The organism is Buttiauxella agrestis, assembly GCF_900446255.1.
GTDB lineage: Bacteria > Pseudomonadota > Gammaproteobacteria > Enterobacterales > Enterobacteriaceae > Buttiauxella > Buttiauxella agrestis.
The window spans coordinates 2,596,101-2,611,355 of the sequence record NZ_UIGI01000001.1; the positions used below are offsets into that span (position 1 = coordinate 2,596,101).

Below are 15,255 nucleotides of genomic sequence, written 5' to 3' on the forward strand. Positions count from 1 at the left end.
TTTCATCTCCTCAGGCGCTGTGGTGACGGGCAAGCCAGGCTTTCCAGCCGCCCCACGCGGTAATATCCGTGGCGTCGTGTAGTGCTGAGGGTTCGCAAATAAACCCTTTCACGCTCCTGCCGTCTTCCAGAGTCAAAGTGCCGATCCCCAGCGGCGCGGGGATTTCCGCCACAAATTCGCCAAAACGGGCCAGCGGGATATCCCATAGCTCGACGGCAATCGGCTGCCCGGAGGAGTTTTTGGCAAGACCGGGTTTTGGCGGCTGAGTATTGGCCAGCGCATAAAGGCGATAATTGGCCGCAGTGCGGGATTCTTCGATAAACACCGCATGACGGGTGGTGAGCTGGTGGTTGAGCGGCATTCCGCGCAGATGAGCGCCGACCACGGCAACGCGAACGTGGTTTGCAGAGATTTTTGCGGCAAGGGTCGCAGGAAGCGTTTTTTCAGTGGCACCCAGCGGCAGGTTCAGCGCCTGTTGCCAGCTTTTCCCGAAGTGGCTTAAAGCCTGGTCGTGCCATGCGGGGGCGATAATCGTGATACCCGCAGGCAAACCGTCTTCACGGAAATCTCCCGGCAGCGCCAGCGCGCAGAGGTCGGCCAGATTGGTGAAGTTGGTGTAGGTGCCAAATTGCGAGTTGTATCGCACCGGTTCCTGCGCCATTTCAGCGAGGGTATGGATGGTCGGCGACGTTGGCACCACCAGCGCATCAAACTCGCTCAGTTGCGCGTTGATTTTTTGCGCCAGTTCCGCGCGGGTGTATTCCGCCTGCCAGGCATCGCAAGCCGTGTAGTTCAGGCCGTTGGCCACAATGCTGCGCACGGTGGGGTCCATCGCTTCAGGCTGATTTTTGAAAATTTCGCCTATCGCAACGGTCCGCTCCGCCACCCATGCGCCGTAATACAGCTGTTCGGCTAACTGGTTAAAGGCGGTGAAATCGATCGGAATAAGTTCTGCACCCTGCTGCTCCAGGCGTTGCAACGTTTTGGCAAACGCCGCCTCGCTATATTTGTCGCCAAAAAACTCAAGCTGGTCGGGAATGGCAAAACGAGGTTTTTCATTAAAACGCGCCGGAGCCGTTTGCGGATTAGCGCGTGTGTACGGATCTTGCGGATCGACGCCACCCGCAATGGAAGCCACGGTTTCGGCATCTTCAACCGTTAACGCGAACACCGAAACACAGTCATTCAGGCGGCAAGCGGGCACCACGCCTGCGGTGGAAATCCAGCCTTTTGTCGGTTTCAGGCCCACGATATTATTGAAGCCCGCCGGTACGCGCCCGGAACCCGCGGTATCGGTACCCAATGAGAAGCAGACCAGGCCGCGCGCGACCACCGATGCAGAACCGGAACTTGAGCCGCCGCTTACATATTCAGGGTTGAAGGTATTTTTGACTGCACCAAACGGTGAGCGGGTGCCGACAAGCCCGGTCGCGAATTGGTCGAGATTTGTTTTGCCTACCACAATGGCCCCCGCCGCTTTCAGGCGGGCTATCACAGTCGCATCTTTTTCAGGGGTGTAAGTAAATGCCGGGCACGCCGCGCTGGTGGGCATTCCGGCGACATTAATATTATCTTTCGCCGCAAAAGGAACGCCTAATAATGGAAAGTCTGCTGCCTGCTTTTCACCAGAATTAATTTCCTGAAAAATTGTGGTTAATTGCGCATAGATTTCATCCTGCGTGGCGAGATATATCCACGCATTATCATCACGGGATAAATTCGCATTTAATTGCTGATATGCCGCCACTAGTTGTTGCGGGTGCTGGCGGTAACTCGCGACCCATTCAGACAAAGTTGCTACAGACATAAACTGGAATCCCATCTGGTATACAAGATGGAATCAATAAAGCATTAAACGTGCCAGGTATTTATAACGCTGATAATCAACAGATTTGAATATAATAAGGCGCGCTTTATTCTTTTTTCGCACTCTTATAGAGCGAGGATTTAAATTATTTATCCAGAAAGGTGCAAATAAACACTGTCATATTATTTTCTTATATTCTTTTATAAATCGGCAAGCGTGTGTCGGATGACGCTTGCGCTTATCCGACCTACGAAAATTCCCGTACAGACATAAAAAATGTCACGCCCATGATTTGATAGTGTGATCAACCACCAGGAAAGCAAGTTAACCATACAATAACCTAATCAACGTCATAAATGCGGCATTAACACCACATGTAGACGCAGAAAAATAGAATACGATTCCATCACAGATCGAACTTAGGTATAGCGCCAATAGCCGCCTATACTTCCTTAAAATGTCTAAAGGCAAACGAACATGACTAAGCCCGCCCCTACCGGTTTATTGCAGCAACCTAAACCGTTTTTTATGATTTTTTTTGTTGAGTTATGGGAGCGTTTTGGATACTACGGCGTGCAAGGTATTCTGGCCGTATTTTTCGTTAAAGAGCTCGGTTTTTCACAGGAACAGGCCTTTGTGACCTTTGGTGCCTTTGCCGCTCTGGTTTACGGGCTGATCTCCATCGGCGGCTATGTCGGCGATCATTTATTAGGCACAAAACGCACGATGGTTCTGGGTGCCGTGGTCCTGGCGCTGGGCTACTTTATGACCGGTTTGTCGCTGCATAATCCTGATATGATCTTTATTGCCCTGGGCACCATCGCGGTGGGCAACGGGCTATTCAAAGCCAATCCAGCCAGTCTGCTTTCAAAATGCTACCCGCCAAAAGATCCTCGGCTGGACGGCGCATTCACCCTGTTTTACATGTCTATTAACATCGGTTCTTTGCTGTCTTTGTCACTCGCGCCCGTCATTGCCAACAAATATGGCTACGCCGTCACCTACAACCTGTGCGGCATTGGCTTAGTCTTCGCATTGCTGGTTTATTTCTGCTGTCGTGGCATGGTGCGTGACATCGGCTCGGAACCCGATAGCAAGCCGATGAGCTACAAAAATTTACTGCTGGTTTTAGCGGGAACCGTGGTGATGATTTACGTTTGTGCGTGGCTGATGCATAACGTGAAAGTAGCGAATATCGTGTTAATTGTGCTGTCCATCATCGTGATTTTCCTCTTCTTCCGCGAGGCCGCGAAACAAAACAAAAGCGATCGCAACCGCATGTATGTCGCCTTTGTGCTGATGATTGAAGCGGTGCTGTTTTACATTCTGTATGCCCAGATGCCAACGTCGCTGAACTTCTTTGCAATCAATAACGTGCGCCATGAAATTCTCGGTTTTACTATCAACCCCGTCAGTTTCCAGGCTTTGAACCCATTCTGGGTGGTGGTTGCCAGCCCCATTCTGGCCACGCTGTATACCCGTTTTGGTGCTAAAGGCAAAGATCTGACGATGCCTGCCAAATTCACTCTCGGCATGTTCCTGTGCTCGTTAGGCTTTTTAACCGCCGCCGCTGCTGGCATGTGGTTTGCTGACGCACAAGGGCTGACTTCCCCGTGGTTTATCGTGCTGGTGTATTTGTTCCAGAGCCTGGGCGAGCTAATGATCAGCGCGTTAGGTTTAGCGATGGTCGCCGCACTGGTGCCGCAATATATGATGGGCTTTATTCTCGGGATGTGGTTCCTGACTCAGGCCGCGGCCTTCCTGCTCGGTGGTTACGTTGCCACCTTCACGGCAGTGCCGGAATCCCTTAACGATCCGCTGCAAACATTGCCGATTTATACCGGCGTGTTCAGCAAAATTGGCATCACGACCTTTGTTATCGCGCTGATTATGGCCGCAATGGTGCCGTGGCTAAACCGTATGATGAATATGCAACCGGAAGTGAAAACCGCTTAACTTCTTCACCTTCGTTTCTTTTCACGCCGCCTTCAACGAAGGCGGTTCGTGATAACACCTTCTGAAACTTAAATAATGGTGCCGCCTTTGGTTAAATCTTCACGGCGCTGTTCCACTTCTGCTTTGTGATGATGTCCCTTCTGCGCGATGGCGTTACGTAAACGCTGCTGCTGCGCGTAACGATCTTCGCGGGTTAACTCAGCATCGTCGCTCAGTTCAATCAGCAACTCATTCATATGCTCAATGACATTCTCCGCCACCGCCGCGTCTACGCGGGCAATAACATCTTCCAGGTGAGCCATAACTATCTCCTTAAATTTTGAGGGTATACCTTATGACTCCCCGGTGATTTTCTCAAGCTCATCCATAACCTCGCCTGATAATGTTATCTGCGCCACGGCAAGGTTTTCATGCAGATGACTCACCGACGAAGTCCCAGGGATCAACAAAATGTTCGGTGAGCGTCGCAATAACCAGGCCAGCGCAAGCTGCATTGGCGTCACATCGAGGCGCTGTGCGACGTCGCTCAAAATGGAGGATTGCAATGGGGTGAAGCCGCCCAGCGGGAAAAATGGCACGTAGGCGATTCCGTCACGGGCAAGGTCGTCAATCATCTGGTCGTCACGACGATTCGCCAGGTTGTAGAGATTTTGCACGCAAACAATCGGGCAAATGCTGCGGCCTTGCGCAACCTGGGTTGGCGTGACGTTGCTTAACCCAATATGGCGCACTAAGCCTTGTTGCTGTAATTCGGCCAGCACGGAAAGCGGCTCTTCGAGTGAACCTTCCGCGGGATTGCTCATATCAAACATCAGGCGCAAATTCACCACGTCGAGCTGTTCGCGCCCGAGATTGCGTAAGTTATCGTGCACCGCCTGAGTCAGTTCGGCGGCAGAAAAAGCGGGCAGCCATGACCCGTCTTCCCCCCGCCGCGCACCGATTTTAGTCACAATAACCAGGTCATCCGGATACGGCGCAAGCGCTTCGTGAATCAATTTATTGGTGACATGCGGGCCATAAAAATCGCTGGTGTCGATATGATTCACACCGGCTTCAACCGATGCACGTAGCACCGCCAGCGCGGCTTCATGATTGCGCGGCGGACCAAACACGCCAGGGCCTGCCAGCTGCATAGCACCATAACCCATTCTGAATACGGTGCGATCACCGAGCATGTACGTGCCTGATTTTTCTATAGAAGACATATTTTCTCGCTTTTCAGAAGGTTGCCAGGAGATGCGTGAAGGTCGCACTGGAGAAAGAAGTATAGTCGCGCACATCAGACCGAAAGATGTCCAACTTAATCATTCGTGCTGTTTACAGAATGAATCTAACGCTCCGGCTAATGCCGCTGGATTTTCCCATGACATGCAATGCCCGCATTCGGCTAATACCGATGTGTTGATGCCCCAGTTTTGAACTTGGGTGAAATTACTGTCGGGCAGCGATTGCTCACCAAAGATCAGCGAACGCGGTTTTTCCAGTTGCGCGAAAATCGTTAACCAATGATTACCCTTGATCAAACTTTCTGCTCCGCGCCATACAGCCCAAGGGGCCGCTGCCGCTAGACTTCCCGACCATGGACCATTTTCATCATTAATCAATGAACTATGTCGCTCTGAGACATAATTCGATTCCGTTACGCTGCAAATCTGTTGGCTAAAAAAGCCGCCGCCCGCATGGAAATTAGGCTCTGAAACGATCAGCCCGGATAAATTTGCCGTCAATAATTCTGCTGCTTCAATACAGATACTGCCGCCCATGCTATGACCATAGAGAAAATATTTATCCAGTTTCAGATGACCAATAAGTTCAGCCACCACTTGCGCCTGTTCTTTAATTGAATAACTGAAATCGCGGGGTTTTTCGCTGTATCCGTAACCGGGAAGATCGATAAGAATCGCCCTTCTGCCGGAAAAGTTCTTATCTGCAACCACTCGCGGATATTCATAAGATGACGCACATCCCAGGCCGTGAACAAACACCAGCGGCGTGCCGCTACCGGGCAAGTCCAGCCAGCGGACGCGGCAATTTGCGGTCGTTGAAAAAAATGTCTCCATGTCGTTATTCCTGTCTTTTTAACGGTGGATGTCGCTAACGCTAATCCACCCACCTGAAGTGTTTTGTAGGGGGGATAAGCCGAAGGCGTCATCCACCATTAATGCCAATATTGTCGGAGATCGCTACGCTAGTCCGACCTACAAAAAAGCTTATCAGTTCAATTTCGCTTTTGAGAAATCACTGCCGTTCAGGCTGACGGTGTAACCCGTCACATTGCTGCGAGTGGCGTAGAAAGTTTTGCCGTTCGCCAGCGGGACCCACGGTGCTTGCTCGTAGAACACTTCCTGTGCCTGCTCGTAGAGTTTGGCGCGAGCTGCCGGATCGCTGGTCAGTTTCGCTTTCTGTGTCAGAGCATCGTATTGCTTGTCGCACCAGCGGGCGGCGTTAGAGCCACTTTCAATACTGCCGCAGCCGAGCAATGTATCAGCAAAGTTATCCGGGTCGCCGTTGTCACTCATCCAGCCAAACAGCGCTGAGGAATGTTCGCCTTTACGCATGCCAGCAAGATATTCGCCCCACTCGAACGTGACAATCTTCGCGTTTACTCCAACCTTCGCCCAGTCCGCCTGAATCATCTCGGCAACACGACGTGAATTTGGGTTATAAGGTCGCTGCACCGGCATTGACCATAGGTCGGTGTCAAAGCCCTTTTCCAGCCCCGCTTGTTTGAGCAGCGCTTTGGCTTTTTCAGGATCGTAGCTGCGGTCTTTCAGGTCTTTATCAAAACCCAACATCGTTGGCGGAATCGGTGATTTTGCTACCGTTCCTGACCCCATAAATACCGCATTAATTATGGCTTGTTTATCCACCGCGTAATTTAGCGCCTGGCGCACCAGCACGTTATCGAACGGTTTTTTAGTGGTGTTAAAGGCCAGATAACCAACATTCAGGCCATCGATGGCATGCAACTGGAGATCTTTATTGGCTTTGATCGCCTCGAACTGCACCGGGGCGGGAGCCGGGATAATCTGGCATTCATTCTTCTGCAATTTCGCCATACGCGTCTGCACATTTGGCGTGATAGAGAAGATCAGGTGTTTGGTTGGCACTTCGCCATTCCAGTAATTCGGGTTCGCCACATAGCGAATCAACGAATCCACTTTGTACTCCTGGAGTGCGTAAGGCCCGGTGCCAATTGGCGCGGTATCTACTTTTTCTGGCGTACCGGCTTTGAGCATTGCGTCAGCATATTCAGCCGACAGTATCGACGTAAAATCCATGCCCCAGTCTGCGAGGAACGCCGCATTTGGCTCACTTAACGTGAACTGAACGTGGTTATCATCGAGTTTTTTAACTTCGGTGATCAGCTTATCCAGCCCGACATCATGGAAGTATTCGTAATTACCCTGCGACACATTGTGGTACGGGTGTTTCGGGTCTTTCTGGCGCATGACCGAGAAAACGACATCGTCGGCATTGAAATCGCGCGTCGGTTTAAACTCTTTATTGCTATTGAACTTCACGCCTTTACGCAGTGTGAACGTGTAGGTTTTACCATCCGGGCTGATTTTCCACTCGGTCGCCAGTGACGGCACCGGCAGGTTATCGCTTGGGCGAAATTCCACCAGGCGGTTATAGAGGGTTTGCGAGCTGGCGACAAAGGTCGGGCCGGAGCTGGCGATTTGTGGGTTGAATGATTCTGGAGAGGCTTCGGAGCAGTACACCAGTGTGTTATTCGCGGCAGCGAATGCAGCGGTTGCGGGTAATAAACTGGTGAGCAGCAGCGCGAGAAGTGTTTTCCCTGTCGACATATTTTTGCCTTTTGTATACTTGCCAAAATGGAGCGTGGTGTGATTTTTTGCGTTTCAATAACACCATAGCCCATCCATTCCGACAAATAACAAAAGGCTCTCACGTTATTCAATAACAGGAAGATTTGTGTAGTTTTCCGTCAGAGACAGCACGATCTACCGCCATTTATTATTACAATAACGCAACAAACCGCTGCAATATCGCTCTGGATTCAGGCGTGTCGCTGACTTTTGCCAAAAGTGCGTCGCGGTCTTTACCTTTCATCGCCACTCTTTCGCTGCGGCTGGTGATGATTTTATTCATCACCGGGGCGCTAAATTCCGGGTGGAATTGCACCGAGAATGCGGTTGGCGAGTAACGAACTATCTGATGCGGGTCATGGCTGGATGCGCCCAATACCACCGCACCTTTTGGCAGCGCGAGCACGCTTTGTTCGTGGCTTAAAAAGGTATCGAACGAATTTGGCAGGCCGCTAAGTAGCGGGTCGTGCTGGGCGGCGTCATTCAGCGTGACGGCAATTTGCCCCACTTCGCTACCCTGTGGATGGTAATCCACCGAGCCTCCGAGTGCGTAAGCCATTAACTGGTGCCCATAACACACACCCAAAACCGGCACGCCCGCCTCAATAACTGCGCGCGCCCAATCGGCGGTGCGTTCGCTCCACTCTTCATGGTCCGTCACCATCGCCCATGAACCGGTAATCACCGCGCCGCTAAACGAGCCAACAGCGGGAAGTGCTTCACCTTCAAACGGACACACCACAGTCACCGGGCCAACATCACCTAATGCGGCGTGAAACCACTGCGGCTGCTCGCCGACGGCTTGACGAATATCCAGCGGTGGATGGCCCATCTGAACCAGTAATAACGGCAATTTTTCTGACATTGATTAAACGCTCCGGCGATGTAGAGAAGAATAATCAGTAGCACAAAACCGTCGAGTCACCCAATGACTTAAGTGCAATCGCCCGAGAATTAGAAAAAAGTGCCGCCTATTGCGCCGTTTGCCTGGGCCGGGAATCCGTAAAATGGAAACTGTGAAAATGGCTCAAGCGGAGCTGAAAACAGCAGGATTGATGACGTGGCAAAAACATTATTGCGCAGCGGATGCTTAGATGACTTCCTTTCGCTAGGCGAAAACGGGCAGACAGTATTCGACTCGGCACTACAAATTCGCGAAACATTGCGCTTACGCAAACAGCAAGCGGTGGTCGATAGCCTGGCGATTCCTCAGCCAAACGATGAAGGCGACCGGGTTGACTGGTACGCGCCCTGCGAGGGTTCAGTCATCAGTTGGGCTGCGGCCAGTGATGAACAACGCAAAAAAGCGCTGCGCTATCTCGATAATTGCCAGGCCAACGTCGCCTCGCTGATTCAGCGCTGCGGGCAGTCAGAAAAAACGGCGATTCAACTTTTTGGCTCGTTGCTCGCCAACGCGTTGCAGTTTCCTGGCAGCCAGCATGTTTACCTGGTTGATGGCAAACCGGTGCTGACGTTTTGGGGATTTGTCAGCCTTAACAATAGCGCCCGCCCTGACCCGCTCGATTGCTTACGTATTACCGAAGAACACGAACCGGCTATCGAGTTCCTTCCGGAGCCACCACCCGCCGCACCGCCCGTTATCGTATTGACTGAGCCGGATGAACCGCTGTATTCGATAGCCGCGCCCCCCCCCCCTGCACCGTTGCCAGAATTACCGCCGCAGCCTGCGCCAGTCGAAGAATCCGTCACACCTGCGGCAGTGAAAAAACAAAAACGCTGGATATGGCCCGTTGCGGCGGCCATCGTTGCGGCTATCGCGGCACCAGTTTCCTATTTTGTGGTATCGGCTCCCCACGCCGAGCCTTTAGCGCAGAAAGTTGAAGACGTTAAACCGCAAGCCATTGCCCCTGCGCCGATGCAGGCTCAACCCGTTGTCGAGCATGTTTCCACGCTGCCTGTTGCCCAGGCCGCTGTTGTCGAAGCGCCCGCACCCGAACCAGAGCCGGTTGTCATCGCCGCAACGGCGCCCGCCGACGTACCCAAAGGTGCGCTGATTTTACCCGCCGACGCGCTAAAAGTCGGCTCGACAAAATTCCTCAACGGCAGCTGGCGCGTCGCCATCAATATCAAAGATTCCATCACCGGCAAACCGCCGACGCTGCGTTACCAAATCGCCAATAACAAAGGCAATGTGCGCCTGGTGCATGGCGACAATATCGTCTGCAAAGCGGAAGTGTTTTCCGGCCTGATGCAGTCCGGCACGTTGATGATCAAAACCCGTGGCAATGCGCGTTGCAGCGATGGTTCACGTTATCCGCTGCCGGAAATCTCCTGCAAGCCCGACGAGAACGATGTGGCTCAGTGCAGTGGGCGCTACGACGGCGACACCGTGGTGCCTGTGACATTTAAAAAAGTGAGTGATTAACCATGTTTGCCACTTTGTATCCGTATAAGCCGAGCGTGACGCTCATTAAAGACAGCGGCATTCAGTTCCTGGATTTCGGACTGGCACCTCAGCCAAACGCTCCACATACCGGGCGTTTTGTGCGTAAAACCGCCAACGGCCCACTGCTGCGCCTGGATTATGATGTCATTCCGGGCAAATTTACCCTGCCAGGGGCTTCGGGCTCCGCTCCTGAAGTTGTGAAACCCGAAAGCACGATTACGCTGGGCCATTCGCTGAAACTGCTCGATAAAACCTGGCTACCGCTGCCGTTCCTGCGCTTTAACCCGCCGCGCACCTTTGTTGGCGGGCCGCACAACTGGGCGCGTGTGCAGATTCGTTGCCTCGAAACGCCGGACTCCGCAGGCAATACGGTGCGAATCACAATTGCGCTGGATACCAAAATCCTCGCGGACGACAACCCGGCAGCGCATCTGGCTCCGACGCTCAATGATGTACGCAACGGCGCGCGTTTTGCTCTTGCCTGGCAAAACGAAGAGATCAACGACTTTATCGACCAGACCTGGGTCGATGGCTGGCTGCGCGAAGTGTTCACCCAATTTGCCACGCGCAATGAATCCCGAACCGAACGTGAAATCAGCAACGCGCTGAAAACGTTCGAATATCAGGCGCATTATCTCAATATTATCGAGATGCTCGGTGCGCAACTGGCGGTGCCAGAGGTCAAAATCGTCACCGCCACGCTACAAGCCCCGGCGATCCCGGTCGATCTGGTGCTGGATGTCGGCAACACCCATACCTGCGGCGTGTTGATTGAAGATCACGGCGAAGCCAATGACGGCCTGCGCCAGACTGCCGAGCTGCAAATTCGCTCACTCAGCGAACCGCAAACCATCAACGAAGCGATGTTCACCAGTCGTCTTGAGTTCTCAGAAGCTAAGTTCGGCAAACAACACTTCTCGGTAGAAAGTGGCCGCGACGATGCGTTTGTCTGGCCGTCTATTGCCCGTGTGGGTGACGAAGCCCGCAGCATGGCCTCCGCCCGTTTAGGCACCGACGGCGCAAGCGGCATCTCCAGCCCGCGCCGTTATCTGTGGGACGAAACGCCTGCCAGCCAGGACTGGCGCTTTAGCCAGATGGGCGTGAAAACTCAGCGCGAACCGCTGGCGACCGCTTATCCCTTAATGAACCTGATGAATGACGACGGGCAACCGTTGTATTCGCTGCCGCTTGACGAACGTTTGCCGGTATTTTCACCGCAATACAGCCGCAGTTCGTTAATGACCCTGATGCTGTGCGAATTACTGGCGCAGGCGCTGATGCAAATCAACAGCGTCGGTTCGCGGCAGAGCATGGGGCACCTGAACGCGCCACGTCAGCTACGCCATTTAATCCTCACGTTACCTTCAGCGATGCCAAAACAAGAGCGTGAGATCTTCCGCCAACGCATGCAGGAAGCGGTCGGACTGGTGTGGAAAGCGATGGAATGGCACCCGACCGACGACGGTTTTGACAGCGAACGCGATTTCCAGAAAAGCGTCGTTCCGGTGCCTGACGTGCAGATGGAGTGGGACGAAGCGACCTGCGGCCAACTGGTGTGGCTGTATAACGAAGCGCTGGTGAACTATGCCGGGCAAACCGGCAATTTCTTCCAGAGCCTCGCCCGCCCGGATCGCCAACTGGCCGCAGACGAATTGCCCGGCAAAACGCTGCGCGTGGCGTCGATTGACATCGGCGGCGGCACGACCGACATGGCTATCACGCAATATCATCTTGATGATGGCGTGGGTAGCAATGTGAAAATCACCCCGCGCCTGCTGTTCCGCGAAGGTTTTAAAGTCGCAGGCGATGATATTTTGCTGGATGTGATTCAGCGCTGCGTGCTCCCGGCGCTACAGGCGCAAATTCACCAGGCGGGCGTCGTGGATACCCCAGGTTTAATGACTACGCTGTTCGGCGAGTCCGGGCGAATGGACACTCGCGGCACGCTGCGCCAGCAAACTGCGCTACAACTGTTTATTCCACTCGGCCACGCGGTGCTCTCGTTCTGGGAAAATAGCGACCCGGACGACAAACACGCCGCTCTCGAAGCGACATTTGGCGAACTGCTCACACAACGCCCGACCGATAACGTGATCAATTACGTTCAGCAAGCGGTGCAACACGCGCTGCCTGCCGATGCCCCGGCGTTCGATCTGTTCAGCGTGCCGCTGCAAGTTGAGTTATCGGCGTTGCAGGACGCGCTGCTCGCCGGGCAATTCACGCTGACCGCCCCGCTGCAAGCCCTGTGCGAAGTGATCAGCCATTATTGCTGCGATGTGCTGCTGGTGACGGGCCGTCCGGCCTGTTTGCCTGGTGTTCAGGCGCTGCTGCGCTATCAACAGCCCGTTCCGGTGAATCGCATCGTCTGGCTGGATAACTATCAGACTCATGAATGGTATCCGTTCAGCCAACAAGGCCGTATTGGCAACCCGAAATCGACCGCCGCCGTCGGCGCGATGTTATGCAGCCTGGCGATGGATCTGCGCCTGCCTGGTTTTAACTTCAAAGCGTCGGATATTCAGGCCTATTCCACCGTGCGTTTCCTCGGCATGCTTGACGGCAACAACCGACTTGTGGATGAGAACGTCTGGTATCGCGACATCTGCCTGGATGACCCAAAATCGACACTCGATACGCGTCTGCATTTCCCGCTGCGCGGCAATGCGTGCCTCGGATTCCGGCAGCTTGATGACGCCCGCTGGCCCGCAACGCCGTTGTACACGCTGGCGATCAACTCCCCACAGTTGGCAAAAGCCATTGCCGGTGAAGGAGTGTTAAACGTGCGCCTGCAACAAACCCGCGAAGCCGATGCTTTCGTGCTGGCAGAAGCCTGGTTGCAGGACGGCAGCAAAGTGCCGCTTAATCAGCTGAGTTTTAAATTGAATACCCTGGCAGGAAGCTATAGCGGTGCCAGCCATTACTGGATTGACAGCGGGAGCGTGTACCAAAAATGAAGCCAATAACCTCAACGCTGCACCCTCTGGTGGATTGGATCCAGCAAACTCGCCAGTCCGTACCGCGGATTGAAAATGAAGCCGATGGTCTGTTGCAAAAGTTGGCTGTGCTTCAGAATCGCCAGCAACATATAGATTTGCAGGCGGAGCAACCACTAACCATTGGCCTTTATGGCCACTCGGTTTCTGGTAAACATCATTTGTTGACCATGCTTTTGGGCGATCATCATGACCGCATTGAAATCTCGCTTGGCGGCAAAGTGCTGGATTACCTGACGCACATTAATCCCGGCCATGCACCGAACGTTGCCGTACGCTTTACGCGCCGTGAATTGCCCATTGCCGAACACTATCCGTTGCTGATTACCCTTTGTAGCAACTCCACGCTGGCGCAGCGTTTGATTCGCCAGTATCACGCTGAACCGGGCGCACGATTTGCCCGCCACGAAGCGATCGCCGCGAGACTCAAAGAGCTTCAGGTTCGCCGCCAGACGCAATCGACAGCAGCGATAACGCAACTACAAGTCTCTGATATCGCACAGACTTACCAACAGGTGGTGCGCCGCCAGCATCATCTTGAAAATGCCCTGTGGCAGCAAATCGCCGATCTGCTGCCGTGGTTGAATTGTGCGGATCAAGCCGCGTTGCTGGCCCCGCTTTGGGGCGATAACAGTGCAATCACCGCGCAGTGGCAACACCTGGCCGAAACGCTGCATCATCTGGGGAATGCCCAACAGGTTTTAGCCCCGGCAAGCCTTTTGGTAGACACGTTCTTATTGCCGGTTGAAGGTTTCCTGATTCCTGGAACACCGGATGAGCCCGAAATGGGTGCGGACGTCATGGTCTGCCCGCTTTTCAACCATGAAATCGGCTCGCAAGTCAGCCTGGCGCAGCGCGATTTACAGCAACTGTGCGCTGAAATCACGCTCTCGCTCAACCATCAGCCGAAACTGGCTCAGGTCGATGTGGTGGATATTCCCACGATGCAGCTCGACGATTACACGCCCTGGTTGCAACCCGATAAACTGGTGGTGTGCAATGCCGCCGCCGAACGCGCGGATGTGAACACAGCAGGTAAAATGCTGGCACGTTGGGTGGATAAAACCCAGGCCAGCAACGCCACGACACCGGGCCTGATTTGGGCCATTACTCCTGAAGATGCACGCTTTAGCGGTGCTAATCTGGACCACGGCGTGCAAAGAATTATCGGCCTGCCGGGTAAACGCTGGGGTACGTTGCAGGCGCTGGATAGCCGTAATATGTACCGCTTGCTGGAATGGCTGGCGGATGCCGTGGTTCCGGCTCAGCGCACACTGCGCATTGAGATGTTACAGGCCGCGCTGAACCAGGAAATCAGCACCCTGTTCTCGCCCGTTATCGACGCTGACAATATCACCCCGGAGCGTGCGCGTTCCCAGGCCGAAGAGCTGGTGCGCGCCCTGCAAGCCAACGCGGCCCAGCACGGTGAATTGCTCGCCAGCCTGATGCCTGAACGCCAGGCGCTGCAACAGCGCTGGTTAAGCCATCAACAATCCCGCATCCAACAACCTGCTGATTTCAGGCTTGATATCGACCTGTTTGCAGACGATGACGGCCACGACGAGCCGAATCACGCCCCGGACAGTTTTGCCAGCGTGGTGCATTTGCTGTGGGTGAACCATCTACGCCAACTGGCCGCACGCCACGAAGTCGCCCAACTATCCGGGCTGGATAACACCCAACTCCAGGCGCTTTGCCAGTTGCTGATTGTCGCCAGTTATCGCCTGAAATTACCGGAACAACTGGAAAACGCGCTGCGCCACAGCGACGGCAGCATGGCGCAGGAAATCACCTGCGTGAGCGCCGTACTGGGTGATTTTGTCAGTTGGTTGGGTTACGCGCATATCGAACCGACACTGCGCCCGGCAAGCCGCATCAACAAAGGCTCGCCGGTATTTGCACCGCTTAAACAGGCAACCGCTAATGTGCGCCTGGTACGTCTGGGCGAACAACCGGCGCGCGGTAACACCATTTATGTGTACGACTGGCTGGTGGCGTTATACGCCCGCGCCGTGGAAAACATCGGTTATCGCCATCCGCTGGATGTGAGTGATGTGCAGAAAAAAGCGCTGAAAGATCTGTTGGCTTTGTAGGATTAGGGAGAAAACAAGGCTGATATTATCCCACTCAAAAAGCCTATTTTTACAACACAAAAGTCTCTCCGGTTGCCGGAGCAATCACATCCGGCAACCATAATCGTCCCCAGGTTTATCTCACCCGACCACAAAAATCTCTCGCTGACCTCCACAGACAAACGGC

The 15,255-nt window shown here is 53.8% G+C and carries 10 protein-coding genes; 4 read left to right on the forward strand and 6 right to left on the reverse strand.

Annotated elements, in window-relative coordinates; all coding sequences use genetic code 11:
• Positions 1-10: 10 nt before the first annotated feature.
• Positions 11-1,807, reverse strand: a complete 1,797-nt coding sequence (gene atzF, locus DY231_RS12475) for an allophanate hydrolase (RefSeq protein ID WP_115628684.1) — start codon at positions 1,805-1,807, stop codon at positions 11-13.
• 477 nt (positions 1,808-2,284) lie between these two features.
• Here atzF and dtpB point away from each other — a divergent pair, with 477 nt between their 5' ends.
• Positions 2,285-3,763: a dipeptide/tripeptide permease DtpB gene (gene dtpB / locus DY231_RS12480; RefSeq protein WP_115628686.1), complete on the forward strand. Its 1,479-nt coding sequence runs from the start codon at positions 2,285-2,287 to the stop codon at positions 3,761-3,763.
• A 68-nt stretch (positions 3,764-3,831) separates the two neighbouring features.
• On the opposite strand, the gene DY231_RS12485 is transcribed toward dtpB, so the two are convergent.
• The 5 genes from DY231_RS12485 to DY231_RS12505 form a co-directional block, all read right to left on the reverse strand.
• Positions 3,832-4,065 carry a DUF2526 family protein gene (locus DY231_RS12485; protein ID WP_115628687.1) on the reverse strand — a complete coding sequence of 78 codons (234 nt, stop codon included), beginning with the start codon at positions 4,063-4,065 and terminating at the stop codon, positions 3,832-3,834.
• Positions 4,066-4,095: 30 nt separating this feature from the next.
• Entirely contained in the window at positions 4,096-4,968 is an 873-nt protein-coding gene (locus DY231_RS12490; protein WP_115628689.1) for an aldo/keto reductase family oxidoreductase, read from the reverse strand.
• Positions 4,969-5,067: 99 nt separating this feature from the next.
• Positions 5,068-5,823: an alpha/beta fold hydrolase gene (locus DY231_RS12495; RefSeq protein ID WP_115628691.1), complete on the reverse strand. Its 756-nt coding sequence runs from the start codon at positions 5,821-5,823 to the stop codon at positions 5,068-5,070.
• A 153-nt stretch (positions 5,824-5,976) separates the two neighbouring features.
• Positions 5,977-7,575 (reverse strand): ABC transporter substrate-binding protein, encoded by a 1,599-nt coding sequence (locus tag DY231_RS12500; RefSeq protein ID WP_115628693.1) that lies wholly within the window; start codon positions 7,573-7,575, stop codon positions 5,977-5,979.
• A 172-nt stretch (positions 7,576-7,747) separates the two neighbouring features.
• The gene (locus DY231_RS12505) at positions 7,748-8,461 is read right to left on the reverse strand and encodes a glutamine amidotransferase (RefSeq protein WP_115628695.1); all 714 of its coding nucleotides are present in this window, start codon (positions 8,459-8,461) and stop codon (positions 7,748-7,750) included.
• Positions 8,462-8,656: 195 nt separating this feature from the next.
• On the opposite strand from DY231_RS12505, the gene DY231_RS12510 reads away from it, so the two are divergent.
• From DY231_RS12510 to DY231_RS12520, 3 genes are read left to right on the forward strand one after another with little or no spacing between them, the layout of a single operon-like run.
• On the forward strand, positions 8,657-9,982 hold the full coding sequence (locus DY231_RS12510) for an SrfA family protein (protein ID WP_115628697.1): 1,326 nt from the start codon (positions 8,657-8,659) through the stop codon (positions 9,980-9,982).
• Between the two features lie 2 nt (positions 9,983-9,984).
• A complete protein-coding gene (locus DY231_RS12515) occupies positions 9,985-12,957 on the forward strand; it encodes a virulence factor SrfB (protein WP_115628699.1) in 2,973 nt (990 codons plus the stop codon).
• On the forward strand, positions 12,954-15,089 hold the full coding sequence (locus DY231_RS12520) for a virulence factor SrfC family protein (protein ID WP_115628701.1): 2,136 nt from the start codon (positions 12,954-12,956) through the stop codon (positions 15,087-15,089). Before DY231_RS12515 ends, DY231_RS12520 begins: the two co-directional genes overlap by 4 nt.
• The last annotated feature ends 166 nt before the right edge of the window (positions 15,090-15,255 follow it).